We start from the raw sequence: 24,874 nt of genomic DNA on the forward strand, positions 1-24,874 counted from the left end.
CCGCGACGGCGGGCCAAATGGGATTTTGCCTTGCGCTTGAACACTAAGCTCCTCGCCGCCGCCGCTGCGCTCGTCCTGCCTGGTACGGCCCTGGCCCAGGCCCCCGCCAGCCCGGGGGTCCGTCCACCGGCCAAGCCTGAAGCCGCCACCGCCGTCGAGGGCGTGACCGTGACCAGCGATGCCACGGCCATGCGCACCTCGATCGACCGCCGCAGCTACAGCGTCGCCAATGACCTGTCGGCCCGCACCGGATCCATCGCCGATGCCCTGCGCAACATCCCCTCGGTCGAGGTCGATGTTCAGGGCAATATCAGCCTGCGCGGCGATGCCAATGTCACCATCCTGATCGACGGCAAGCCGTCGGGCATGTTCAGCGGCGACGGCAAGGCCGATGCCCTGCAGCAACTGCCCGCCGACCAGATCGACCGGGTCGAGGTGATGACCAACCCCTCGGCCGCCTTCCGTCCGGATGGCACGGCCGGGATCATCAACCTGGTGACCAAGAAGACGCGCAAGGCCGGCGGCAATGGCTCGGTGCGCCTCAATGCCAGCAGCGACGGTCGCTACAACGGCGGGGTCAGCGGGTCCTTCAACCAGGACAAGCTTAGCCTGTCGGGCGATGTCGGCTATCGGCATGACGCGCAGAAGTTCCGCTCCAGCAGCGAGCGTGCGACCCGCGCCCTCGCCACGGCCCCCTGGCTGGAAAGCATTCAGAAGAGCCTGGCGGAAGGGGACGGCGACTCGCTGAACCTGCGCGGGAATCTTGACTACGACCTCGACGCCAAGACCCGGGTCAGTGGCGAGCTCCGCTATCGCGGCATGGCCATGGACATGGACAGCACCGAGACCTTCCAGGGCAAGACCGCTGCGGGGATCGTCAACCGCAGCTACCAACGTGCGTCGAACTTCAAGATGGATCGGGACAATGCCGAGGCCAAGGCCACCTGGCGCCGCCAGTTCAAGGGCTCGGAGCATGAACTGGTCGCCTCGGTCGGATATGAGGTCACCAACAGCGGGCGTGACCTGCGTGCCTTTACCGACAACAGTTTCACGGCCGACGAGTACGAAACCTCGTCCTTCTCCATCGATCAGTCCCAGACCAATGTCGCTCTGGACTATTCCCGCCCTCTGGGGGGCAACGCCAAGCTGAAGACCGGGTTCGACCTCGATCTTGGCCAAAGCAACGACTATGACAATCGCGGCGCGCGGGGCCCCACCCCCGGTGGGCTGACGGTGGATCCCAGCCGCACCAACCGCTTCGTCTATGATCAGAGCGTCTATGCGGGCTATGTCACGCTCGAGCGGCCGTTCGGCGACGTGACGGTGCAGGGCGGTCTGCGGGTCGAGCAGGTGCAGATCGACACCGACCAGATCACCAGCCGGCTGAAGAACAGCAATGACTATCTGCGCGCCTATCCGTCGCTGTTCGTCAGCTACTCGCTCAGCGATGACCAGCAGCTGAGAGCCAATTTCAGCCGCCGGGTTCAGCGCCCCCAGGCCCAGGACCTCAATCCCTACCGGGTCTATCAGGACCCGTTCAACTTCCGGGCCGGCAACCCCGACCTCAAGCCCCAGGTCACCGACTCCTATGAGCTGGGCTGGCAGTACCGCAAGGGTCAGGCCTACTACCTGGCGACGGCCTATTACCGGCAGAGCACCAAGGGCGTCACCGATGTCGTGCGCGACCTGGGCGGCGGCGTGTTGCTGACCACCAAGGAAAACCTCGGCGAAAGCCGCAATGGCGGCCTGGAGCTCGTGGCCAATGGTCGCCTGACCTCCACGCTCACCTACAGCCTCAGCGGCAACCTGTTCTGGAACGAGATCGACGCGGCCAATCTCGGCTTTGCCAGGACGCGCTCGGGCACGGCGGTCTCGGGCCGCGGCAGTCTGAACTGGCAGGTCACACCGGCGGACTTCGTCCAGATCAGTGGCTTCACCTCGGGCAAGCGCCTGACGCCCCAGGGCCATCGCGAACCCGTGCAGATGCTGAACCTGGGCTACCGCCGCAAGGTCAGCGACAAGCTGTCGTTCGTGGTGACCGCCCAGGACGCCCTGGATACCTTCCGCGACGCAGTGATCACGGACACGCCTACCCTGCGTGACCGCACCGAACGCTTGCCGCGTATCCGGGCGCTGTTCTTTGGCCTGACCTACAATTTCGGCGGCGGCAGGCCGCGCCCGCAGGGCTTCGATTTTGATACCGGAGCAACGCCGGTCGGCGGGTAGGGACCTGTCGGCATGGAACCGGGCGGCGCGACTGTGACGCCGCCCGGTTCCATGCCATAGGGCGACCCTCAAGACAGGTGCGGGAGCGTGCATGAGCGTCGTTGCGGCCATCGCCTATGTGGACGGACTGAGGTCGCGCGAGCTAAGACTCGACACCCCGGAGGATCTCGTCCCGCGCGACGGCGAGTTCGTCTGGATCGGTCTGGTCGAGCCGGAAGCGGCCGAGCTCGTGACCTTGCAGAAGGTGTTTGGCCTCCATCCCTTGGCGGTCGAGGACGCCCTTCACGCCCGTCAGATGCCCAAGGTGAATCTCTATGGCGACGAGCTGTTCGTCGTCGCCAAGACCGCCCAGCTGGTCGAGGGCCGTATCGAGTACGGCGAGACCGACATCTTCGTGGGCCCCAATCACCTGATCACCGTGCGGCACGGCTCGGCCCGGGCCCATACCGAGCTGCGCCAACATCTGGAGGCGACGCCCCGGCTGCTGGCCCATGGCGGTGACTATGTCCTGCATGCCGTGCTCGACTTCATCGTCGACGGCTATCTGCCGATCGTCGATGCGATCGACGACGAGATGGCCGAGATGGAACGGCGGGCCCTGGACGCCTTCCTCAGCCGCAATGAGGTGGCCCGGATCTTCACCCTGCGGCGCGAACTGATGCGGTTCCGCAAGCTGCTCGGCCCCATGGAACAGGTGGCCAGCGAGCTGGAACACCACGAGATGCCGTGCATCGATGCCGAGGTGAAACCCTATTTCCGCGACGTGCGCGACCACATTGCTAGGGTGGCCTCCCTGGTTGAAGGCCTGCGCGACGTGCTGACCTCGGTGTTTGAGGTCAGCTCCCTGCTGGAGCAGCAGCGCCAGGGCGTGATCACCCGCCAGCTGGCGGCCTGGGCCGCCATGCTGGCTGTCCCGACCGCCATTGCCGGCATCTATGGCATGAACTTCGAGCACATGCCCGAGCTGAGCTGGACCTACGGCTATCCCGTCGCGCTCGGCGTGATCGTCGGGGTCTGCCTGCTGCTCTACTGGCGCTTCAAGCGCGCCAGGTGGCTTTGAAGAGCAGGTCTGTACCCCGGGATCAGGTCGCCGGATTGAGCTTGTCGGCCGTCCGCAGCTCGAAGTCGCTGGCGTCATGGCGTTCCGGCAGTTGGCTGGAGGGCTCACCAAAGACGCGATTGACCATCCGGCCGCGCTTGACGGCCGGGCGTTCGGCCAGCAGGTCGGCCCAGCGCTGGACGTGCTTGTAGTCCTGCACCGACAGGAACTCGCCGGCCTCATACAGTACGCCCTTGGCCATGCCGCCGTACCAGGGCCAGATGGCCATGTCGGCGATGGTATAGTCCTCGCCGGCCACATAGGTCGTTTCGGCCAGCCGGCGGTCCAGAACGTCCATCTGGCGTTTGACCTCCATGGCATAACGGTCGATGGCATATTCGATCTTCACCGGGGCATAGGCGTAGAAGTGGCCAAAGCCGCCGCCGAGGAAGGGCGCGCTGCCCATCTGCCAGAACAGCCACGACAGGCACTCGGCCCGCGCCGCCGGCTCGGTCGGCAGGAAGGCCCCGAACTTTTCCGCCAGGTGCATCAGGATGGCCCCGGATTCGAAGATCCGGATCGGGGTCTCGCCGCTGTGGTCGACCAGGGCCGGGATCTTGGAATTGGGATTGGCGTCGACGAAGCCGCTGCCGAACTGGTCGCCCGCGCCGATATTGATCAGCCAGGCATCATACTCGGCGCCAGCATGGCCCAGGGCCAGCAGTTCCTCGAGCATGATCGTCACCTTGACGCCATTGGGCGTGCCCAGGGAGTAGAGCTGCAGCGGATGCTTGCCGATCTGCAGGGGCTTGTCCTGGGTCGGACCGGCGATCGGGCGATTGATCGCGGCGAAGCGGCCGCCATTTTCCTTGTTCCAGGTCCAGACCTTGGGCGGCACATAGGCGGGGGTGTCGGACATGGGGGCTCCTGAGGGCGATCCCGCGCTGCGGCGGGCCTGGCTAGGGTTCAATGTGGCGGCTTGCGGCGTTCTGCGCCAGAGGGGGTTGCAATTTGATCGCGAGGCGGCGCGGCCTCATTGCATGATCGACCCACCGTTCAGAACCAGCCAGGCGATCAGCAGGGTCGGGACGATGACCCGGTGCAGGATCATGCGCTGCACGGCAATGAGCAGGATCAGGGGGACGCAGTAGATCGGCAGTTCCCAGCCCCATTCGAAGAACCATGCGACCATGCGCTCGGCGCTGCCCAGCCGGTTGAGGATGGCGGCCGCCGCAAAGGCGAGGATCATGCCGATCAGGGCGCTCCAGACATAGCGGTTCGAGGATCGGTAGTGCTCCATCATGTCCAGGTCGAGGGCTTCACCCTCGTCCGGCAGGACAGCCTTTGCCGCCAGGAACATGCAGATCAGCTGGATCAGGATCAGCAGGAATTGCCAGAGCGGCGTGTTGGTCCAGTCGGTGTACCAGGCAATCCACCAGCTCCGGACGATCACCACAAAGACCAGACTGGCGGCCGCCATGGGCAGCCAGTCCCAGCGCGTGCGGCCAAAGCGCCGCAACAGGGCGTGAACGCTGACGACCATGTCGCTGATCGCCAGGCCGGTGATGATGGCCAGAAGGCCGAGAAAGTATTCCTTGATTTCCACAGGCCATCCCCGCGCCGCCTCTTGAAGCCAGTCGCAGCATGATTCCGCCCAGCCCGTGAACCCGCTCGTAATGGGCAGGGCGGGCGGTCAGGTTTCGGGGGTGACAGGGCCTGCAAACAAATGGCATGCTCATTGTCATATTATCCGCCCGGAACGGTTCGGGCGGTGGATCCCGGAGCTTTCCGATGCAGGTCACCAATGCCCATGGCCCGACTCCGGCCCAGCAGCTCGCCGCGTTTCAGCGGGACGACGGCCAGCCGATCTACATGCTCAACCTGCTGAAATTCCGCGACCGCGCCGTCTATCCCGACGGGCGCGAGACCACGCTGACCGGCGCTCAGGCCTATGCCCTCTATGGTCGGGCCGTCAGCAAGATGATCGCCGAAGCGGGCGGCAAGCTGGTGTTCAGCGCCCAGGTGCGCGGCCTGCTGATCGGCGAGGTCGAGGGGCCGTGGGATTCGGTGGCGGTGATGATGTACCCGTCCTTCAAGGCCATGGCCGAGATCCTCAGTTCGCCGGGCTATGCCGAGATCCACGTCCATCGTGACGCCGGGCTGGAAGGCCAGGTGCTGATCGAAACTGTGATGGGCTGAAGCCTGAGGGGCTAGTGGGAGGGTCTGCAAGATGTCGAGTTTCTGGGTCTGGGCCGTGGCCCTTGGTCTCTATGCCCTGTTCCTGGCCTGGTATGTGAACTGGCGCGGGCCGCTGTCCGCCGCCGAGGTCGCCGACCTGATCGGCCGGATGAAGGCCGCCGGCATCGGCCACGGCGGGCCGGATGAACTGCCGACCCTGGAGCGCTTCCTGGCCGAGGACGACGGGCGCGAGTTCTTCATGCTCAACGTCATCCGCATGGCCGACGGGCCGGTAGCCCATCCGGCGACCGGCGAACTGAAGCCCGCGCGGCAGGTCATGGAAGGCTATACCCGCATGTTCCTGCCGGCCCTGTTCCGGCGGGGCGGCCATCCGGCCCTGGCGGCGCGCAAGGTCGGGGGACTGGTCGATACCTGGGGGATCGAGAACTGCCCCAAATGGTCGATGATGGGCTATGTCCGCTATCGCAGCCGGCGGGACCTGGCCCAGCTGGTCTGCGATCCACGCTTTGGCGGGGCCCACGCCTTCAAACACGCGGCCATGCCCCAGACCTTCAACTTCCCGACGCGGCCAATGATCATGACCCTGGCCGGACCCCGGCTGTGGGTCGGCCTGGTCCTGGCCCTGCTTGCGGCCCTGGCCCAGGTGGGGCTGCTGCTGTCAGCTTTGGCGGGCTGAGCCTCCGCTCGACCGAGCTGTTGCCCGGTCGAGCGGAGACGGAGGTCAGTGGTTGTGCCGGGGCAGTTTGGCGGCCAGATCCTGGTACTTGACCGCAAATTCCAGCACCCCGCCCGTCTCCAGCTGGCCAGTATGGGCCCGGTAGATCTCCTGCCAGGGGGTCATGGTCTCGGGGACGGCCGGGATCCCTTCCTTGCGGCGCTCGGCGATCGTCGCCTCATCCACCAGGGCGTCGCAGCGGCCGGTATTGAGGTCGATGCGGATGGTGTCGCCGGTGCGCAGCCATGACAGCCCGCCACCGATGGCGCTTTCGGGCGAGGCATTGAGGATCGAGGGACTGTCGGCGGTGCCCGACTGGCGGCCGTCGCCGAGGGTGGGCAGGCTCATGATCCCCTTCTTCAGCAGGTGATCCGGTGGCTGCATATTGACCACCTCGGCCGAGCCGGGCCAGCCGATCGGACCCGCGCCGCGGATCACGAGGATGCAGTGCTCGTCGATGTTCAGGGCCGGGTCATTGATGCGGGTGTGATAGTCGCCGGAGCCGTCGAACACGATGGCCCGGGCCTCGAAGATGTCTTCCTTGCCCGGATCGCTCAGATAGCGGGCCCGGAAGTCGGCCCCGATGACGCTGGACTTCATGATCGCGAAGTCGAACAGGTTGCCCTTCAGCACAAGGAAGCCGGCCTTCTCGGCCAGGGGCTCGGCATAGGGGAAGATCACCTCACGGTCCCGGGTTTCGCGACCCTCGAGGTTCTCGGCCATGGTCTTGCCCGTGACGGTCAGGACGTCGCCATGCAGGCGGCCGTTCTGCAGCAGCTCCCACAGCACGGCCGGCGCGCCGCCGGCCCGGTGGAAGCGCTCGCCCAGATACTTGCCGGCCGGCTGCATGTTGACGATCAGCGGGATGTCATAGGCCGCGCGCCAGTCGTCGGCGGTGATCTCCAGACCGGCATGACGCGCCATGGCGGCGATGTGCGGCTGGGCATTGGTCGAGCCACCGGCCGCCGCCACCAGGGCAATGGCGTTCTCGAAGGCCTTCCGGGTCAGGATGTCCTTGGGCTTGATGTCCTCATAGGCCAGGTCGACGATCCTCTGGCCGGTGCGATAGGCCATCTGGCCGCGCTCGCGATAGGGGGCCGGGATGGCCGCGCAGCCGGTCAGCGACAGACCCAGCGCCTCGGCCACGGCGTTCATGGTCGAGGCCGTGCCCATGGTGTTGCAGTGACCGGCCGAGGGGGCGCTGTCGGCGGCGCGCTGGATGAACTCGTCCTCATTGATCTCGCCGGCCGCCAGCTTGCGACGCGAGCGCCAGATCACCGTGCCCGAACCGACCAGCTCGCCGTCATGCCAGCCATCCAGCATCGGTCCGCCCGACAGCACGATGGCCGGGATATTGACCGTGGTGGCGGCCATGATGCCGGCCGGGGTGGTCTTGTCGCAGCCGGTGGTCAGGACCACCGCGTCGATCGGATAGCCATGCAGGGTCTCGACGAGGCCCAGATAGGAGAGGTTACGGTCCAGGGCCGCCGTCGGGCGACGGCAGTTCTCGAAGATCGGATGGACCGGGAACTCCATCGGAATGCCGCCGGCGTCGCGGATACCGTCGCGGACCCGGGTGACCAGATCCAGATGGATGCGGTTGCACGGCGAGATGTCGCTGCCGGTCTGGGCGATGCCGATGATCGGCTTGCCGCTGCGCAGCTCTTCCGGCGTGATCCCATAGTTCATGAACCGCTCCAGATAGAGGGCGGTCATGTCGATATGGTCGGGATTGTCGAACCAGTCGCGCGAACGGAACCGGCGGGGTGTACGATCAGGGGAGGTCAAGGCGCACCTCGTACTGGGGCTGGCCGGCGACATCGACATCGACGGCGAACAGGCCACCGGCTTCGGGATGGGCGGCGAGGGTCTCGTCGCTCAGACCCTTGCGGGCGGTGGTGAAATAGAGGGTCTTCAGACGCGGGCCGCCAAAGCACGGCTTGGTGACATTGGGAGCGGGCAGGGCGATGCGGTCGACGATCTCGCCCTCCGGCGAGATGCGCAGCACCGAGGCACCGCCCCACAGGGCGGTCCACAGATAGCCTTGTGAATCGACCACCGAACCGTCGGGCCAGGCGTTGTCGATATCGATGCGGGCCAGCACGCGCTTGCTCGCCAGGTCGCCATCGGCGTCGACGTCATAGGCCCAGATGGTCTTGGCCAGGGTGTCGGTGTGATAGAAGGTCTTGCCATCGGGGCTGACGCACGGCCCGTTGGTGATGCAGACGCCGTCGTCCTGCTTGACCGTCTCGCCGGCGGCGGTGAGGCGATAGAGGGCACCGCTGGCGGCTTCCTCGCCGTCATGCATGGTGCCGAACCATAGCCGGCCCTCGGCATCGATGGTGGAATCGTTGGGACGGTTGTCCAGTTCCGGTGGCTCGATCTCGCCCAGAAACGTAAAGTCGCCGGTCGCGGGATCAAAGCTGTGCAGGCCGCTCTTGAGGCCGGCGATGAAGCCGCTTTCACCGGCGATGGGCGCGACAAAGGTCACCTGGTCGGGGGCGCTGAAGCTCTGCTGCGCCCCGCTGGCCGGATCATAGCGATGGACCTTGTGGCCCTTGATGTCGACGAACCACAGGGCGTCGCCGTGCCAGATCGGGCCTTCACCGAGGGTGGCCTTCAGGTCCCAGACGCAGGTGGGGGTCGGCATGTTCCATATCCATCATTCTTGTCATCCCGGCCGTAGCGTAGCGCAGAGCCGGGACCCAGGGGCAACCGCTTTGCGCCGGCCCCTGGGTCCCGGACAGCCTCTGCGAGGCTTCCGGGATGACAAGGATTCTGGGCGCGAAATGCGATGGTCCGGCGCTGTCGCCTACCGCCAGCCGGCGTCGATCCAGTACTCATGACCCGTGCACAGGGCCGCGTCGTCCGAGGCCAGGAACAGTACGAGCGAGGCGATGTGGTCGGGGACCAGGCGGCCCTTCAGGCACTGGGCCCTGACGATCTCGGCCTCGCCCTCGGGCGTGTACCACTTCTCCTGGCGCTTGGTCTTGACGTTGCCGGGCACCACGCAGGTGACGCGGATATCGTCGGGGCCCAGCTCGCGGGCCAGGGCCCGGGTCATACCCTCGATCCCGGCCTTGGCGGTTTCGTAGAGCACGAGATCTTCCAGGCCCAGGTGCCAGCTGATCGAGCCGAAATTAATGATCGCCCCGCCACCGCGCCGGGCCATGCCGGGGGCGACCGCCTGGGCCGCGAACAGCATGTGGCGCAGGTTCACGCCAATGCGGTTGTCCCAGTAGTCGGGGGTGATGTCGGCCAGGGTGTGGCGGTCGTCATTGCCGGCATTGTTGACCAGCACGTCGACGTCGCCGATCTGCACCAGGGTCGCCTTCAGGGCCGCAAGGTCCATCAGGTCGCAGCGCCGGTAGACCGGGGCGATGGCCGCGCCGTCCGAGAGCTGGGCGACCAGGGCCGTGGAATCCTCGTCGACGATGTCGAGAAAGATCACTTCCGCGCCCTGGCGGACGAAGCCGGCGGTCAGGCCCGCGCCGATGCCGCTGCCGCCACCGGTGATGACGACCCGTTTGCCCTTCAGGCTGGGATAGATGGCTGAGGACATGCGGCTTACGACCACGAATACGAGGTTTTGGTCTGGGTGAAGAACTCGACCGCCGCGAAGCCCTGTTCGCGGGCTCCGTAGCTGGAGCTCTTCGAGCCGCCGAAGGGCACGTGATAGTCGATGCCGGCGGTGGCCAGATTGACCATGGTCATGCCGGCCTTGGCATGGCGCTGGAAGTGGCGGGCATGTTTCAGCGAGGTGGTGGCGATCCCGGCCGACAGGCCGAACTCGACGCCGTTGGCGACCTCGAGGGCCTCCTCATAGTCCTTGACCCGGATGGTCGAGGCGACGGGGCCGAAGACCTCCTCGTTGTTGATCCGCATGTTGCGGTCGGTGTCGGCGATCAGGGTCGGCTGGACGTACCAGCCGGGATTGTCGCGCTTCAGACGCAGACCACCGGTGACGATCCGGCCGCCTTCGCCGGAGGCTATGTCGATATAGCGGTAGCTGGTCTCCATCTGGTCTTCGGAGACGGCCGGGCCGATCTGGGTGTTGGGGTCGAGCGCGTCGCCCACCCGCAGGGCGGCGACCTTCTCGGCCAGAAGGGCCACGAAGCGGTCGTGGATGCCGTCGGTGACGATCAGGCGCGAGCTGGCGGTGCAGCGCTGGCCGGTGGCGAAGAACGAGCCGTCCAGGGCGATGGCGACGGCGCGTTCCAGGTCAGCGTCGTCCAGCACGATCAGCGGGTTCTTGCCGCCCATTTCCAGCTGAACGCGGGCCTGGCGGGCCACGGCGGCCGCCGCGACCTGGGCCCCCACGCCCTGCGAGCCGGTGAAGGACACGCCGTCGACGTCCTTGTGCTTGACCAGGGCATCGCCCATCGCGCCGCGGCCAAACAGCATGTTGAACACGCCGGCCGGAGCCCCGCATTCGGCCATGATGTCAGCCAGCACCGAGGCGGTGGCGGGCGTCGGGCCGGCAGGCTTGATCACCACGGTGTTGCCGAAGGCCAGGGCGGGAGCCGCCTTCCAGGCCGGGATGGCGATCGGGAAGTTCCAGGGCGTAACGAGCCCGAACACGCCGACAGCCTGACGATAGGTCTGGATCTCGACGCCGGGGCGGGTGCTTTCCAGGTTCTGGCCGTGGCGGCGCAGGGCCTCGCCGGCGAAATACTTGAAGATCCGGCCGGCGCGGACGGTCTCGCCGATGCCTTCGGCCAGGGTCTTGCCCTCTTCACGGGCCAGCAGGCGGCCGATGTCGGCGCTGCGGGCGATGATGGTGCTACCCACCTTGTCCAGCAGGTCCGAGCGAACCTCCGGCGAGCTTTCCGACCAGGCCGGGAAGGCCTTTTTGGCGGCGTCGACGGCGGCGTCGACTTCGGCGGAACCGCCATTGGGCACCTGGGCCACAACGTCGTGGGTGTTGGAGGGATTCAGGCTCTGGGTCGGAGCCTCGGAAGCGACGCGTTCGCCGCCGATGAAATGGCGCAGGGTGTCGGTCATGCCGATCTCCTCAGAAGTCGATTAGAGCAGGCCGCGGCCGGCCAGATTGCGGATCAGGGCGCTGATCCCGAACGTCCAGGGCCGGGCCTGGTCGCAGGTGGTCACCTCGTTTTCGAGGACGCCCAGCCTGGGGGTCGAGACGCGGACCCGGTCGCCGACCTTGTGGGTGAAGCCCTGGCCGGGGGTGTCGCGGTCCTGGATCGGGGCGAACATGGTGCCCAGGAACAGGGCAAAGCCGTCGGGATACTGGTGCTGCTTCCCGAACGCCTGAGCGGCCAGAACAGCGGGATCGCGGCTGATCAGGCTCATATTGGAGTGGCCGTTCAGGACGAAGTTGTCGCGGCCGGTGATCTGCAGCTCGACCTCAGCCGAGCGGACATCGTCCAGGCTAAAGCCGTCGTCGAACAGGCGGAAGAACGGGCCGATGGCGCAGCTGGCATTGTTATCCTTGGCCTTGCTGAGCAGCAGGGCGCTGCGGCCCTCGAAGTCGCGCAAATTGACGTCATTGCCCAGGGCCGCGCCGCGGATCTGGCCTGAGCCGTCGCACAGCAGCACGACCTCCGGCTCGGGGTTGTTCCAGTGGCTGTCGGCGCGCACGCCGACCTGGTCTCCCCAGCCCATCGAGGACAGGGTAGGACCTTTTGTGAAGATCTCGGCGTCGGGACCGATGGCCACTTCCAGATACTGCGACCACAGGCCGTCCTGGATCAGGGTCTGCTTCAGGCGCGCGGCGCCCTCCGAGCCCGGATCGACGCTGCGCAGATCGCCGCCCATGCTGTCGGACAACTGCTCGCGGATTTTCAGGGCGGCGGCTGCGTCGCCGCGGGCGCGCTCCTCGATCACCCGCTCCAGGGTCGAGACGGCAAAGGTGACGCCGGCGGCCTTGAGGCAGTGCAGGTCGACGGGAGCCAGCAGCTTGGCGGTGGCTTCACCGGTGGGGTCCTCCCAGACCGGGCGCAGGTCGAGGGCCTCCAGCGGCCCCCGGTCTTCGCCACAGGGAATCGCCGTGCCGGGCCCGAAGGCATTCATCAGGTCGGCGACCGTCGGGGCGATCTTCGACAGATCCTCAACTCGACCGCCGCGCACCAGCACGGGCGTCGGACCGTCGCCGAAGTCGATGCGGCCCAGCAGGGTCGCGTCCTGCCAGTCTTCTGGAAGGCTCTGAGTCAGGCCCACGGCGTCGTCTCCCCGTTCGAGCGTCTGGGCCTCACCAAACCCTGGGGGCTGCGCTCGTCATTACCCGAACACTTGTTAGCGCTAACATGTGGGGCCATGCAACCGCATATGACCCTCTCCCTCAGGGTGAGGGCGAATTACTTCGGGGCGGGTCCGGTGGAATCCCGCACGATCAGCGTATGGGGATGCATCAGCTGGCGGGGCTCGCCCGCACCGTCGCGCTTGCGGCGGATTTCCTCCAGCACCAGGTCGACGGCCGCGCGGGCCATGGCGGCGATGGGCTGGTGCACCGTGGTCAGGGCCGGCCAGATATTGGCGGCGATCGAGGTGTCATCGAAGCCGACGATGGAGAGGTCGCCAGGCACATCCAGGCCCAGGCGGTGGGCGAGGCCGGCCGTGGCCGCCGCCATGTCGTCATTGGCGGCAAAGATGGCGGTCGGTCGCTCGTCACTAGCCAGAAGCCGATCGGCGGCCTCGAGGCCGGAACGATAGGTGAAATAGCCCTGCTCGACCCGAACAGCCTCCTGCGGAATGCCGGCGGCCTTGAGGGCGGTCATGAAGCCGTCCAGGCGCTGCTGGCTGACCGTCTGATTGGGATGGCCCTTGATGATGCCAAAGCGTCTGTGACCCAGACCGAGCAGGTGCTGGGCCAGTTCAAAGGCGGCGGCCTCGTTGTCGATGCGGATCGTGGCCATGTCGGGACTGGTCATGCCCGGCGCGACGCCAACCGCAGCGGCCCCCGAGGCTTTCACCTCGGCCAGGACCTGGGGCGACTCGCACAGCGGGGGTGGCAGGATCAGGCCGTCGACCCCGGTGCGCAGCAGCCGGGTCAGGGTGGCCCCGGCCAGTTCCGGCTCGGCGCATTTCTCGATCACCACCTGGGCACCGGTCCGGCTGCTTTCGTCGAGGGCTCCGACCAGGAACTCCGACAGATAGCCGGTCGAGGGATTGTCATAGAGCAGGCCGATCCGGAACGGGGCCGAGCCGGCCAGGCTGCGGGCCGCCGGATTGGGCGCGTAGTTCAGGTCGGTGATGGCCTTCTCGACCAGGGCCCGGGTCTCTTCCTTGACGGTGGTCTCACGGTTGATCACCCGCGAGACGGTCATCGGCGACACGCCGGCGCGCGCCGCGACATCGCGGATGGTCGCGCTCTGGGTCGTGCGACGCCTCTGACGTTCCGTCGGCTCTCTCATGCAGGGTCCTGTCCGTTTGGCCGAGGAGACTAGACCGGTTCGTGGCCGGAGTGAAAGCGGGGCGGAGGAGGGGGCTTTCCGGGCCTGGGAAGAAGGCGGTAGGGAGGGCCATGACATCCTTTGGTGCCCTGATCCTGACTGGCGGCGGCTCACGTCGCATGGGCGTCGACAAGGCGTCGCAGGACTGGGGCGGAGCGCGGGCCGTGGACCTGCTGGCCGCCCTGGCCCAGGCTGTGGGCGCAGGGCAGGTCCTGACCGTCGGTGCCGATCACGGCCTGTCCTTCGTGCCGGATCCGCAACCGGGGGCCGGACCGGTAGGCGGCGTCCTGGCGGGGGCGGCGGCATTGGCCAGTGTCGGGCTGGCCCGGGCCCTGGTCCTGGCCGTGGATGCCCCGACCCTCACGCCGGAGGATCTCGCTCCCCTGCTAGCGGCACAGAGTCCGGGTGCAGCCTTCGAAGGCCTGCCCCTGCCCATGGCCCTGAGCCTTGAGGCCCTGCCGGCCGAGGCAGAAGCCGGCTGGCCCCTGCGGCGACTGGTCGAAAGGGCGAGTCTGACCATCCTGCCGGTGCCGATCGGGGCCCAGGCCCGATTGCGCGGGGCCAATACGCCAGAGGAGCGGGCGGGGCTGTTGCGGCCCTAGGGCGGCGGCCTAGTAGACGTCGCGTCGATAGCGCCCCGCCTCGGCCAGGGCGTCCAGGGCCGGTGCGCCCAGAATGTCGGTAAGGGCCGCATGGACATCCTGCGACATGCCCTCCAGCGCTCCGCAGACCAGGACTGTCGCCCCTTCGGCCACCGAGGCGCGAACCTCATGCGCAGCGGCCCGCAGCCGGTCCTGGACATAGATCCGCTCCGCCTGATCGCGGGAGAAGGCCAGATCCAGCCGCTGCAGGACTCCGGACGCGGTCCAGGCCTCGAGCTCCTCGCGATGGAGATAGTCGTGGGCGAGGGTGCGTTCGCCGAACAGCAGCCAGTTGCGATGGCGGCCCTGGGCGGCGCGGGCCTTGATATGGGCGCGCAGGCCGGCGAGGCCGGTGCCGGCCCCGATCAGGATCAGGGGGGCGTCGCCATCGGGGGCATGGAAGCTGCGGTTGGTCCGGACCCGGCCCTGCAAGATCCCGCCTTCGGGGGCCAGCCGGCAAAGCCAGCCCGAGCCCAGACCCAGTCGGCCGTCTTCGGTCTGGACCAGCCTGACGATCAGCTCGACCCCGCCATCTTCGGGCACGGACGCGATCGAATAGTCCCGGGTCGCATCGCCCGTCTCGGTCACCAGTTCGAAGAGGTCGCCGGCCGACCAGTCGACCGGTCCCTCAACCGGTTCCAGCCGCACGGACCAGGCCTCGCCGCCCGGACTGCCGGGATTGAGATGGCGGCGCCCGGCCAGACGCCATGCGCCATGGGCCGGTTCCGTCCAGGCCACAGCCTCGCCCTGGCCGGTCAAGGCGGCCAGTCGCTCGCGCCAGGTCTGCAGGGCCGCTGGGTCGCCGTCATCCACCTCGACCCGGTCGAACAGGGGCTGGGCCCCGCAATCGGTCAGCCATCCGTCGAGGCTGCGGCCAAAGGCGCAATACTGGGCGTAGCTGGAATCGCCGAGGGCCAGAACGCCATGCTTCAGGCCCGAGAGGTCGGGCCGGGTGCCGATCACGTCGCGGATGAAGGCCCGGGCCGGATCGGGGGCGTCGCCCTCGCCGGTGGTGCTGACCACAAAGAGGGCCCGCCGCGCCGCCGTCAGGTCGGCGGCCGTGACCTCTGACAGGTCGCGCAGGGTAACCGGCGTGCCGCTGGCGGTCAGGGCCGTGGCCGTGGCCTGGGCTAGGTCCTCGGCAAAACCGGTCTGGCTGGCAAAGGCGACCAAGACCGGTTCCCCCGTGCCGCGTGCCAGGTCGGCCACCGCGCGGAGCCGGGCCCGCCGGCGCAGGACCTCGCGGCCTGCGATCAGGGCGCACAGGGCCAGCCAGGCCAGGGCCACCAGCGCTGCGGCAAGGACGCGGCGGGTTTGCGGATCCAGGGCCTCGATCATGGGTCGAGCATGGCCGCCAGGGCGGGTGAAAGCTGTTCCTCAAGACCGGCGCCGGCGCGGCGGATGATCAGGGCGGCGAGGTCGTGGTCGGTGGCAAAGGCCAGGGCGGTTTCGGGCCCCATCACCGTCAGGGCCGTGGCCCAGGCATCGGCGTCCATGCAGGTTTCGGCCAGGACCGTGACACTGACCACGCCCCGGTCGGCGGGCGCGCCGGTGGCCGGATCCAGGGTGTGGGCATAGCGGCGGTCACCATGGTCGAAATAGCGGCGATAGTCGCCCGAGGTCGCTACGGCCAGGCCATGCAGGGCGACCACGGTCTGCGGACCGTCCTGGCTGGCCGGAGGGCGTTCCAGCTCGACCCACCAGGGCTGGCCGTCGGGCTTGGCACCGATCCCGCGTAGTTCGCCGCCCACCTCGACCAGGCAGGATTTCACTCCGGCCCGCGCCAGGGCGGCGGCGGCCTGGTCGACGCCGAAGCCCTTGGCAATGCCATTGAGATCGAGTTGCAGGCCGCCGGGCTGCAACAGGGCGTCGCCGTCCAGGACCAGTTGCCGCCAGCCGCTGGCCTCGCGCGCCGTCCCGGTCTCGGCCGGTGAAGGCGGCGCGCCGTCGAAGGGGAGGGGACCAAAGCCCCACAGGTCGGTCAGGGCCCCCAGGGTGGGGTCGAAGGCCCCGTTCGAGGCCTCGGCAATGGCCAGGGCCCGGCGCAGGACGGTGGCCATGCCCGCCGGCAGGGTGGTCCAGGTCCCGGCGGCGCTGCGGTTGTAGCGCGACAGGTCCGACAGGGGCTCCCACGGACTCATCTGGGCCACCACGGCGTCCAGGGCCCGCTGGACCATGGCGGTCAGACCCGCAAGATCGGCACCGGGCTGGGCCAACAGTCTGGCAGACCAGGTCGTGCCCATGGTCTCGCCCGCCAGGGCGTGGACCACACCGCCGAGCGGGCGGGCCGGGGGCTCTGTGAGCCGGGGGACGAGGACGCGGGTCAAGACGGAGCGATTCTGGATCGAAACCGGCCCTTCCCCCGCTGAGAGGGAAGGGCCAGGGCCTCAGGGCCGCTGGGCTTCGATCACGGCGGTGTAGCTGGCCGAGAATCCGTCGCCGGCCAGGGCCGTCGCCGGGGCCGGGGCGGCGGGGGCCGCGCCCATGCCGCCGGCCTGACCGCGCGGCACGCTTTCGCCACCCCGGGCCGTGGCGTTCAGCCAGTACATGCCGGCGTCCGGCAGGGTAAAGGTCACGGCACCGTCCGGGCCGGTCTTGACCTTGATGTCACCCGGGGTGGCGCGCCAGCGTGACCCGCCGGGCACCAGGGTGATCTCCAGACCGGCGGCCGGCTTGCCGTCGAGCAGGAATTTGACGGTCGCAGGCTCGCTGGCGACGATGTCGGTCGGATGGGTCACCGGCACCAGCTCCAGGCCCTTGCCGGTCGGCTTGAAGACCTCGGTGCTGGGCTTGTCGCGCGAGACGAAGGTCTCATTGCGATTGCTGCCCCTGATGGTCTTCAGGTCGGTGGCGCCGGCCGGGACCGCCTTGGCGAAGTCGTCGGCGGTGCCGCGGAAACGCTTGATCTCGCCCGCCTCGGTCCAGCTAGCCGTGACGGTGTTGGAGGCCGTGACGATCTTCCAAGTGCCGGCCTGGTTCAGCTGCACGTCGAACACCGAGCGGTACTGACCCGTCGAAGCGTTCTGCAGCTTCTGGATCGTGCCGTCGGGGGCGATCGCCACCACGCCGTCGATGCGCATGGCCCTGTGGTCGGGAAAGAACAGCGTGTTGGAGATGGCGGCATCCACCGTCACCCACGAGCCGTCGCCCGACAGCACGGTGAACGAGGGCACCATCCAGGCGCGGTGGGCGCTGGCCGACAGCGGCAGGGCCAGGGCGAGGCCGGCGGCCGCGACGGCGAGGAGGCGGGTCTTCAGGGACATCGGGGTTCTCGCTTACTTGACGGAGACGGTGACGGCGCCGAGCTCGGCCGCGCCCTTGGCTGAAGCCGGCTTGCCCGGCTTGCCCCAGACGAAGGGCACGCGGACGGCCTCATGGCCGCCGACCTCGCGGGCGGCCTCGACCACCAGATTGTACGAACCGGGCTTGAGGGTCTTCAGCGCGCCCCTTGTGCCGCTGAACACCAGCTTCTGCGGGCCGGGCGCGCGGGTGGCGCCGCTGACGCCGTCGGCGGGGAAGGTCATCTCGCGGCCGGCCTTGCGCCACCACTGGCGCATATCCTTCAGCCACTTGGTGCCGTGGTCTTCCTTGGTGTCGGGATCATACCAGACGGCGAGGGTCCCGGCGGCGGTGGCGTCGGGGTTCTCGATCCAGATGGACACATAGGGCCGGTGATACTCGGCCACCGACAGGCGGGGGATCTCGACGGTCACATTGAGGTCGGCGGCCAGGGCGGGTGTGGCGGCGGCCCCGACGGCGGCGCCGGCAAAGGTCAGCAGGGAGACGGAAGGCTTCAACGCTTCACCTCAGAGGTGGACAAACAGGATGACGAGAATGACCGGCGCGGCCAGGCCGGCGGCGACCAAGGGCCAGGTCAGGGGGCGGGCCCGGGCATGGAACTGCAGCAGGATCAGGCCGGTGAGCGTGAACACGATGGTCGCGGCCGCGAAGATGTCGATGAACCACGACCAGGCCTCGCCGGTATTGCGGCCCTTGTGCAGGTCATTGAGCAGGCTGATCGCGCCGCGCGTGGTCTTTTCGTGCTCGACGGCCCCGGTCTCGCGGTCGATCGACAGCCAGGCATCGCCGCCAGGACGGGCGAGGGCGACATAGACCTCCGCCTCCGACCACTCGGCCTCGCGGCCGGCGATGTCGGTCCCGACCGCCTTGTCCAGCCAGTGCTGCAGCTTCAGGGGCAGGGGGCGCTTGCCCTCGACCGGACCCCGGGCCAGGTCAGAGACCAGATCGGCCGGCAGGGTGGCCTTGCGGCTGACCACGACGGGCTCGGCCTCGATCTGGCCCGCATGGTTCAGGGTAATGCCGGTGATCGAGAACAGCAGCATGCCGATCAGGCTCAGGGCCGCGCTGATCCAGTGCCACTGGTGCAGCTGCTTCAGCCAGAACGAGCGGCGATGCTGGGCGGTGGCGGACGACACGAGGCGACAGAAACCCTGGGCAGGAACGGTTCCTGTCCATACTTGAGAACGACTTTCAATATCAAGCGGGGATTTGTGGCTTGGCCGCCGGGTTTCGGGAAGACAGGAAAGCCCCCGCCCGGTGTCGAAAACTTGCAGCAGGAGAGCGGGTGTGGCCCGGGCTAGGGCCCACTCGATAACTTCAAGCGCCCGGGAGGCCTGCCCCGTTTGCGATGCGTTTCGGACTCGATCGCCAGAAAGCAGAGCACCTTGCCGACATCATCGAAGATCGGACGGATTTCGATATCGCAGAGATAGGGTTCGCCATTCTTGCGGTAATTGACCAGTACGGTCCGGTGCGTAACGCCCGCTCTTATCGCTCGGCGCAGCACAGCGAGCGCAGCCTTGGATGTCTTCTCGCCCTGCAGCATCGAGGGTTTGCGCCCGATCAGCTCCGACGCATCGTAGCCGGTCATTTTCTCGAATTCGGGGTTCACCCACCTGATGGTGGGGCCCGCGGGCCCCAAACCGGCATCCGTGATCAGCATTGCCGGGTGCGACATGTTGCCTCGTACGCCCCAGGGCGACGACCATCACAAGATGGGGGCTCTTTGGCCAGGAGATCAATGTGCTCTCAAATTAATGAACTGGCAATGAATTTTGAAACCTCGCAAGTCATTGTTATGTGCAGACTTCCCGTTGCGTGCGGCCCTGCAATTTCAGGCCATTGTTTTATTCATTCAAAATTAATCGGCTGAAAATTTTCAAATAATTCAAACGCAACTACAGGTTAACGTTGCGGGGGGGGGGCGGGAGAATTTCATGTTTAATTGTTGTTAGGATTTGCGGCTCTTTCCTCCATCTCCGCAGGATCGAGGAGACCGACATGGGATTTTTTGACGGAGAGAAAATTCGCAAAGCTTCCTCTGAAAAGTTGACCGAGCTTGAGCACAAGCTGTCCGCCATCGACCGGTCTCAAGCAGTCATCGAGTTCAATCTCGACGGCACAATCATCACAGCGAACAACAACTTCCTGACGGCGAAGGGATATAGCCTGGCTGAGATCCAGGGCTGCCACCACAGCATGTTCATGGATCCGGCTGATGCGAACCACCCTGACTATCGGGCGTTCTGGCAGGACCTGAACAATGGTGCCTTTGTCGCCAGAAAGTTCAGGCGCATGGCCAATGGAGGCCGCGAGGTCTGGCTGCAGGCGTCCTATAATCCGGTGCTCAATGAGACGGGCAAGGCCTACAAGGTGATCAAGCTGGCCGTTGATATCACCAAGGCCGAGCTGGCGTTCCAGCAGGTCGAGTTCGAGCGCGTGAAAAGCGCGGAAGAGCAAAGCGAAGTCGTTTCCAGGCTGGCTGTCAGTTTGCAAAGCCTCTGCGAAGGCGACCTGACTTGCCAGATCGACGCCGATTTCAAGGGCGCTTACCTGGCGATCAAGACCGACTTCAACAAGGCCGTCACCTCGCTGCGTGAGGCCTTGAGCGCGATCGCCGTTTCGTCCGAATCCATGCGTGGCGGATCTGACGAGATCGCCTCAGCCTCCGACGACCTCTCACGACGTACCGAACAACAGGCCGCCAGCCTGGAGGAAACCGCTGCGGCGCTCGACGAGATCACCGCCACTGTCAAGCGCAGCGCTGAAGGCACCACGAAGGCGTCCTCGGCGGCAAGCTCGGCCAAGGCCGGTGCCGAAGCGTCCGGTGAGGTTGTGCGCGAAGCGATCCTGGCCATGGGCGAGATCGAGCAGAGCTCCGGAAAGATCACGCAAATCATCGGGGTGATCGATGAGATCGCTTTCCAGACGAACCTGCTGGCGCTCAACGCCGGCGTCGAAGCGGCCCGCGCCGGCGAGGCAGGCCGGGGCTTTGCTGTCGTCGCACAGGAGGTCAGAGCCCTGGCCCAACGCTCGGCCGAGGCCGCCAAGGAAATCAAGGCGCTGATCTCGGCTTCGACCGCCCAGGTGGGCAAGGGCGTGAAACTGGTCGGAGAGACCGGGACCGCCCTGACGGACATTGTGGCCAGGGTTGCCGAAATCGACTCCCTGATCTCCGAAATCGCCTTGTCGTCTCAGGAGCAGGCCACCGGCCTGAACCAGGTGAACAGCGCGGTCAACCAGATGGATCAGGTCACCCAGCAGAACGCCGCCATGGTGGAGGAGGCGACAGCCGCCGCCGCCAGTCTGCAGTCCGAAGCGCAACAACTGGCCCGTCACGTCGGAAGGTTCCAGCTCGGCGGCAATGGGCGGAGCGCTGCAACACGACAACCCGCTGTCGCCGATCAGTATACCCCGGGCCGTGGCGCGCTGGCTGAAGATCGCCCCAGGCTCTTGAAGGCTGTCGGGGGTGGTGCGGCCTCAAGCGCCTGGGAAGATTTCTAGAATGGTCGCGCCCGACATCCGTTTCGTCGACGCCATCATCCCCCTGGAGGGGCGGATGCTCGGCGGCCTGCGGGTCTCTGCCCTGATGCCGGCCGAGGCGCGCCTGGCCGCATAGGTGTCCGCCTTCAGGAGCCTGCAAAATGGCCGTCGTTCAGTTCCCCCGCCCTGCCAAGCCTGGCGAGATCTATCATCCGGTCCCTGAGGATCTGATCGAGATAATCTCGGCGGTTCAAGTCCTGGGCGAGCCGGTGACGGCCGGCGAGATCCAAATAATACTAACTCTGCGCGCCGTCCCGATATGTCTTAACGAACTCAACGATCACCTCAATACGCATTGCTCGCCTCAGGATGTCTTTGACCAGCAAGTCATTTTTCGGAAGATCAGTATCAAACAACAGGAATACTGAGCCTTCACACGTGAATTCAGGGCCATTCTGAACCAGGTCAGCCTGGGCCCGAGTTTAAGGTGACAGTGCACGAATTGACGGAATGCGGTCCAGAACGCTCGCTCAGTCCCGCCAAGCGGGGGGCGCAAGCCGAAGCGTAATCAAGTGCACGGTCACCTTAGTCCGCCGTAATCCACCTTAAACCCGCAAGTTTGAAGCTCGGGTCCGGTCCGTTCCGGAAATTGAAATAGGCTTGCTCTGACAGCCCCCGGTTTCCGAACATCATTCAAGGCCAGCGGAATGAACGGGTTTGAAAATCTCTGCTCAACTGTAGTGTCTAGCTGAACCGAAAGGGATTCTGGATGTATCAGCACAACGACACAGACCCTGGTACCGCTTTTGGCTTTACGCGTCGTCGCCTTGTCGCGGCAGGTCTTGCGGTGGGAGCCACGGCTTGCGTCAAGCCGGCCTGGGCGGCCTCGAAAGGGGACGCTGCGTTCATCCTGTCGGCCGGAGAGTATCAGGCTACCGTCAGCAAGATGGCCTCCAGGGGGCTGCGGCCGGTGCATATCAATGTCGCCAGTATCGCAGGCGAGCCGCGCTTCTCGGCGATCTTTACTGAAACCGATGGGCGCGCCTGGGAGGCGCGCCATGATCTGACGTCCTCAGCCTATCAGGCTGCTTTCGTTCGGTTTCTGGAGCAGGGGTTTCGCCTTGTGAGGGTCTGTGGCTACGACAAGGGTGGTGAGACCCGCTACGCCGCCCTCTGGGAAAAGGTCCGTGGCCCGGCCTTTGAGGCCCGCCATGACATGACGGTGTCTCAGTACCAGAACACATTCAATGATCTGGTTGCCCGTGGCTATCAGCCTCGACAGGTGAGCGGCTTCACGGTGCGCGGCGAAATCCTGTTCGCGGCGATCTTCGAAGCTGACAGCGCGACGCCCTTTTCCGCCCGCCACGATCTGACCAGCCGAAGGTACAGTGCGGCCTCAAGCTACATGACCGAAAGGGGTTATGGGCTTCATCAGGTCAGTGCTTACGCCGGTGGATTGGCCCCGCGCTTCGCGGCGATCTGGACAAAGACGCAGACGCCGCCTCAGGACGCGCGGTTCAATCTGACCCTTGCCGATGTGCAAATGGCCAAGACCCTTTCGCCGGCGTCACGGCTCGCGGACATTGCCGCCTACGACGTCAATGGCGAGGCGCGCTTCGCCGCCATGTGGTTCACGGACTGATCGCCGGGCGAGCCCGCCAGCGCAGGCTTGGCAAGGGAACAGGATGCCGCCACAGCCGTAAGCCGGGACTGCGGGGTGAATAGCTGTGCCGGTGCCTTTCCCGGCCGCCGCTCACCGCAATCCGACCTCTCGACAAGTGTCGTTTATGAGGTGAAACATCCCGCCTCTTGAACGCGAGGCGCACGCTCGCGGTTGGCCTTGGGGTGTTTTGTGAGAGCCTTGTTCTTTTCCGTTTCGCTGATGGCCCTGGCCGCCACGACCGTCGTCGCCCAGACCCTGCCGCAGCCTTCGGCCCCGACCCCGGCCATCGCCGCCGCCCAGGACATTCCCTATCCCGGCACCCTGAAACTGTCGGTCGACGCCACCGATCTCGCCCGCAAGATCTTCGACATCCGCCAGACCATCCCGGTGGCCAAGCCCGGCAAGTTCACGATCTTCTATCCGCAGTGGGTTCCGGGCGGCCACTCGCCGCGCAATGACATCGACAAGCTGGCCGGTCTGGTGATCACCGCCAAGGGCCAGCGCCTGGCCTGGACGCGCGATCCGGTGCAGGTCTTCGCCTTCCATGTCGAGGTGCCCGAAGGCGTTTCGGAGCTGGAGCTCAGCTACCAGTTCCTGTCGCCGGTCGAGACCCGCGTGGGCCGGGTGGTGATGACGCCCGACATGCTGAACCTGCAATGGCTGCAGATGGGCTTCTATCCGGCCGGCTATTACACCCGCCAGATCCCGGTCGAGGCCAGCGTCAAGCTGCCCGAGGGCTTCAAGTTCGCCTCGGCCCTCGAGGTCGCCAAAACCGAGGGTCAGGTCACGACCTTCAAGGTCACGCCGTTCGAGACCCTGGTCGACTCGCCGATGTTCGCCGGCCGCTACTTCAAGTCGGTCGATCTCGATCCGACCGGCCCGGCCCCGGTGCGCCTGAACATGGTGGCCGACAAGCCCGAACTGCTGGAGTACAAGCCCGAGCAGATCCAGGCCCACAAGGATCTCGTCCAGCAGGCCTACAAGCTGTTCGGCTCCTACCATTTTGACCGCTATGACTTCCTGGTCGCCCTGTCCGACCAGTTGGGCGGTATCGGCCTGGAGCATCACCGCTCCAGCGAGAACCGCGTCGCGCCCAAATATTTCACCGAGTGGGACAAGACCTATGTCGGCCGCGAACTGCTGCCGCACGAGTTCACCCATTCCTGGAACGGCAAGTTCCGCCGCGGGGCCGATCTGTGGACCCCGACCCTGAACGAGCCCATGCGCGACAGCCTGATGTGGGTCTATGAGGGTCAGACCCAGTACTGGGGCAATGTGCTGTCGTCGCGCTCCAACTTGCTGACCAAGCAGCAGGGCCTCGATTCCCTGGCCATGACCGCAGCGCTCTTTGACAACCGTCGGGGTCGCGACTGGCGCAGTGTGGCCGACACCACCAATGACCCGATCATCGCCAACCGCCGGCCACTGTCCTGGGTAAGCTACCAGCGCAGCGAGGACTACTATTCCGAGGGCCTGCTGGTCTGGCTCGACGCCGATACGCTGATCCGGGAGAAGACCGGCGGCAAGAAGTCGCTCGATGACTTCGCCAAGGCCTTCTTCGGCGTCGACAACGGCTCCTTTGTGCCGCGCACCTATACCTTCGAGGATGTGGCCGCGACCCTGAACGAGGTTGTCGCCCACGACTGGACCGGCTTCCTGAAGACCCGGATCGAGGGCCTGTCGGAAAGGGCCCCTCTGGATGGCCTGACCCGTGGCGGTTACCGGCTGATCTATACCGAGACCCCGACCGACTACTTCAAGGGCTCCGAGACCCGCGGCCGGACCACCAACCTAGCCTATTCCCTGGGTCTGACCGTGGCGGCCGCCGGCCTGGTGTCCGAGGTGCAGTGGGGCGGTCCGGCCTTCAAGGCGGGCCTGACCCAGGGCGTGACCCTCGTGGCGGTCAATGGCGAGACCTATGACGCCGACAAGCTGAAGGACGCGATCAAGGCGGCCGCCAAGCCGGACGGGGCGCTGGTCGAGCTGCTGATCAAGGACGGCGACCGCTATCGGATGGTCAAGATCGACTGGCGTGGCGGCCTGCGCTATCCGCGCCTGGATCGGATCGCCGGCACGCCGGCTCGCCTCGATGACATCCTGGCGGCGCGAAAATAGGCGAATACGGCGCCTTCAGGGGCGTTGCGCGCAATTCCGTCCCCCGCGACAATATGGGACGGTGTTTCGCGCAAAGGTTGG

The 24,874-nt window shown here is 66.4% G+C and carries 23 protein-coding genes and 1 pseudogene; 10 read left to right on the plus strand and 14 right to left on the minus strand.

Translation table 11 applies throughout. From position 1 onward, the window contains the following. The first annotated feature begins 36 nt into the window (after nt 1-36). Together AQ619_RS03645 and corA are read left to right on the plus strand one after the other, a co-directional pair. Entirely contained in the window at nt 37-2,226 is a 2,190-nt protein-coding gene (locus AQ619_RS03645; RefSeq protein ID WP_236849529.1) for a TonB-dependent receptor domain-containing protein, read from the plus strand. Between the two features lie 91 nt (nt 2,227-2,317). Continuing rightward, on the plus strand, nt 2,318-3,286 hold the full coding sequence (corA, locus tag AQ619_RS03650) for a magnesium/cobalt transporter CorA (RefSeq protein ID WP_062144391.1): 969 nt from the start codon (nt 2,318-2,320) through the stop codon (nt 3,284-3,286). Nucleotides 3,287-3,308: 22 nt separating this feature from the next. Here corA and yghU read toward each other — a convergent pair whose 3' ends face one another. After that, nucleotides 3,309-4,184, minus strand: a complete 876-nt coding sequence (yghU, locus tag AQ619_RS03655) for a glutathione-dependent disulfide-bond oxidoreductase (RefSeq protein WP_062144394.1) — start codon at nt 4,182-4,184, stop codon at nt 3,309-3,311. Between the two features lie 114 nt (nt 4,185-4,298). Further along, nucleotides 4,299-4,871, minus strand: coding sequence for a hypothetical protein (locus AQ619_RS03660; protein ID WP_166504135.1), 573 nt, complete (start codon nt 4,869-4,871; stop codon nt 4,299-4,301). A gap of 185 nt (nt 4,872-5,056) precedes the next feature. Between AQ619_RS03660 and AQ619_RS03665 the strand changes: the two genes are divergently transcribed. Together AQ619_RS03665 and AQ619_RS03670 are read left to right on the plus strand one after the other, a co-directional pair. After that, nucleotides 5,057-5,464, plus strand: coding sequence for a DUF1330 domain-containing protein (locus tag AQ619_RS03665; RefSeq protein WP_062144401.1), 408 nt, complete (start codon nt 5,057-5,059; stop codon nt 5,462-5,464). Between the two features lie 31 nt (nt 5,465-5,495). Beyond that, the gene (locus AQ619_RS03670) at nt 5,496-6,140 is read left to right on the plus strand and encodes a hypothetical protein (RefSeq protein ID WP_062144404.1); all 645 of its coding nucleotides are present in this window, start codon (nt 5,496-5,498) and stop codon (nt 6,138-6,140) included. 45 nt (nt 6,141-6,185) lie between these two features. Here the strand turns inward: AQ619_RS03670 and xylD are convergent, their stop codons facing one another. Next, entirely contained in the window at nt 6,186-8,000 is a 1,815-nt protein-coding gene (xylD, locus tag AQ619_RS03675) for a xylonate dehydratase XylD (RefSeq protein WP_062144407.1), read from the minus strand. After that, the gene (gene xylC, locus AQ619_RS03680; RefSeq protein WP_062144410.1) at nt 7,954-8,829 is read right to left on the minus strand and encodes a D-xylonolactone lactonase; all 876 of its coding nucleotides are present in this window, start codon (nt 8,827-8,829) and stop codon (nt 7,954-7,956) included. The genes xylD and xylC overlap by 47 nt, the downstream gene beginning before the upstream one ends. Here xylC and AQ619_RS19305 point away from each other — a divergent pair. Continuing rightward, nucleotides 8,828-8,950, plus strand: a pseudogene (locus AQ619_RS19305) (hypothetical protein); the annotation flags it as partial. The gene xylC and the pseudogene AQ619_RS19305 overlap by 2 nt on opposite strands. Before the next feature lie 41 nt (nt 8,951-8,991). On the opposite strand, the gene xylB reads toward AQ619_RS19305, so the two are convergent. The 4 genes from xylB to AQ619_RS03700 all read right to left on the minus strand — a co-directional run bounded on the left by xylB (nt 8,992) and on the right by AQ619_RS03700 (nt 13,552). Beyond that, the gene (xylB, locus tag AQ619_RS03685; protein WP_062144413.1) at nt 8,992-9,741 is read right to left on the minus strand and encodes a D-xylose 1-dehydrogenase; all 750 of its coding nucleotides are present in this window, start codon (nt 9,739-9,741) and stop codon (nt 8,992-8,994) included. Between the two features lie 5 nt (nt 9,742-9,746). Continuing rightward, nucleotides 9,747-11,183: an aldehyde dehydrogenase family protein gene (locus tag AQ619_RS03690; protein WP_062144415.1), complete on the minus strand. Its 1,437-nt coding sequence runs from the start codon at nt 11,181-11,183 to the stop codon at nt 9,747-9,749. 21 nt (nt 11,184-11,204) lie between these two features. Further along, on the minus strand, nt 11,205-12,359 hold the full coding sequence (locus AQ619_RS03695; protein WP_062144418.1) for a fumarylacetoacetate hydrolase family protein: 1,155 nt from the start codon (nt 12,357-12,359) through the stop codon (nt 11,205-11,207). Between the two features lie 137 nt (nt 12,360-12,496). Continuing rightward, complete coding sequence (locus AQ619_RS03700) at nt 12,497-13,552, minus strand: LacI family DNA-binding transcriptional regulator (protein WP_062144420.1); 1,056 nt, start codon at nt 13,550-13,552, stop codon at nt 12,497-12,499. Between the two features lie 110 nt (nt 13,553-13,662). On the opposite strand from AQ619_RS03700, the gene mobA reads away from it, so the two are divergent. Continuing rightward, nucleotides 13,663-14,193 carry a molybdenum cofactor guanylyltransferase gene (gene mobA, locus AQ619_RS03705; RefSeq protein WP_062144423.1) on the plus strand — a complete coding sequence of 177 codons (531 nt, stop codon included), beginning with the start codon at nt 13,663-13,665 and terminating at the stop codon, nt 14,191-14,193. Between the two features lie 9 nt (nt 14,194-14,202). Here the strand turns inward: mobA and AQ619_RS03710 are convergent, their stop codons facing one another. The 6 genes from AQ619_RS03710 to AQ619_RS03735 form a co-directional block, all read right to left on the minus strand. After that, nucleotides 14,203-15,570, minus strand: coding sequence for a sulfite reductase subunit alpha (locus AQ619_RS03710; RefSeq protein WP_062144426.1), 1,368 nt, complete (start codon nt 15,568-15,570; stop codon nt 14,203-14,205). Then, the gene (locus AQ619_RS03715) at nt 15,567-16,559 is read right to left on the minus strand and encodes an FAD:protein FMN transferase (protein WP_062144429.1); all 993 of its coding nucleotides are present in this window, start codon (nt 16,557-16,559) and stop codon (nt 15,567-15,569) included. Before AQ619_RS03715 ends, AQ619_RS03710 begins: the two co-directional genes overlap by 4 nt. A 60-nt stretch (nt 16,560-16,619) precedes the next feature. Continuing rightward, nucleotides 16,620-17,495 carry a DUF4198 domain-containing protein gene (locus AQ619_RS03720; protein ID WP_062144432.1) on the minus strand — a complete coding sequence of 292 codons (876 nt, stop codon included), beginning with the start codon at nt 17,493-17,495 and terminating at the stop codon, nt 16,620-16,622. A 12-nt stretch (nt 17,496-17,507) separates the two neighbouring features. Continuing rightward, nucleotides 17,508-18,029 carry a DUF2271 domain-containing protein gene (locus tag AQ619_RS03725; protein WP_062144436.1) on the minus strand — a complete coding sequence of 174 codons (522 nt, stop codon included), beginning with the start codon at nt 18,027-18,029 and terminating at the stop codon, nt 17,508-17,510. A gap of 9 nt (nt 18,030-18,038) precedes the next feature. Then, the gene (locus AQ619_RS03730) at nt 18,039-18,668 is read right to left on the minus strand and encodes a PepSY-associated TM helix domain-containing protein (protein WP_062144439.1); all 630 of its coding nucleotides are present in this window, start codon (nt 18,666-18,668) and stop codon (nt 18,039-18,041) included. Nucleotides 18,669-18,829: 161 nt separating this feature from the next. Next, entirely contained in the window at nt 18,830-19,210 is a 381-nt protein-coding gene (locus AQ619_RS03735; protein WP_062144441.1) for a PAS domain-containing protein, read from the minus strand. Between the two features lie 323 nt (nt 19,211-19,533). Between AQ619_RS03735 and AQ619_RS03740 the strand changes: the two genes are divergently transcribed. From AQ619_RS03740 to AQ619_RS03755, 4 genes are all read left to right on the plus strand, one after another. Further along, nucleotides 19,534-21,036 (plus strand): methyl-accepting chemotaxis protein, encoded by a 1,503-nt coding sequence (locus tag AQ619_RS03740; RefSeq protein WP_062144443.1) that lies wholly within the window; start codon nt 19,534-19,536, stop codon nt 21,034-21,036. Nucleotides 21,037-21,176: 140 nt separating this feature from the next. After that, nucleotides 21,177-21,443 carry a hypothetical protein gene (locus AQ619_RS03745; protein ID WP_062144446.1) on the plus strand — a complete coding sequence of 89 codons (267 nt, stop codon included), beginning with the start codon at nt 21,177-21,179 and terminating at the stop codon, nt 21,441-21,443. A 341-nt stretch (nt 21,444-21,784) separates the two neighbouring features. After that, entirely contained in the window at nt 21,785-22,657 is an 873-nt protein-coding gene (locus AQ619_RS03750; RefSeq protein ID WP_062144449.1) for a hypothetical protein, read from the plus strand. Nucleotides 22,658-22,855: 198 nt separating this feature from the next. Then, a complete protein-coding gene (locus AQ619_RS03755; RefSeq protein ID WP_166504316.1) occupies nt 22,856-24,793 on the plus strand; it encodes a M61 family metallopeptidase in 1,938 nt (645 codons plus the stop codon). Nucleotides 24,794-24,874 lie beyond the last annotated feature (81 nt).

This window comes from Caulobacter henricii (assembly GCF_001414055.1).
In the GTDB taxonomy this organism is placed as follows: Bacteria; Pseudomonadota; Alphaproteobacteria; order Caulobacterales; family Caulobacteraceae; genus Caulobacter; species Caulobacter henricii.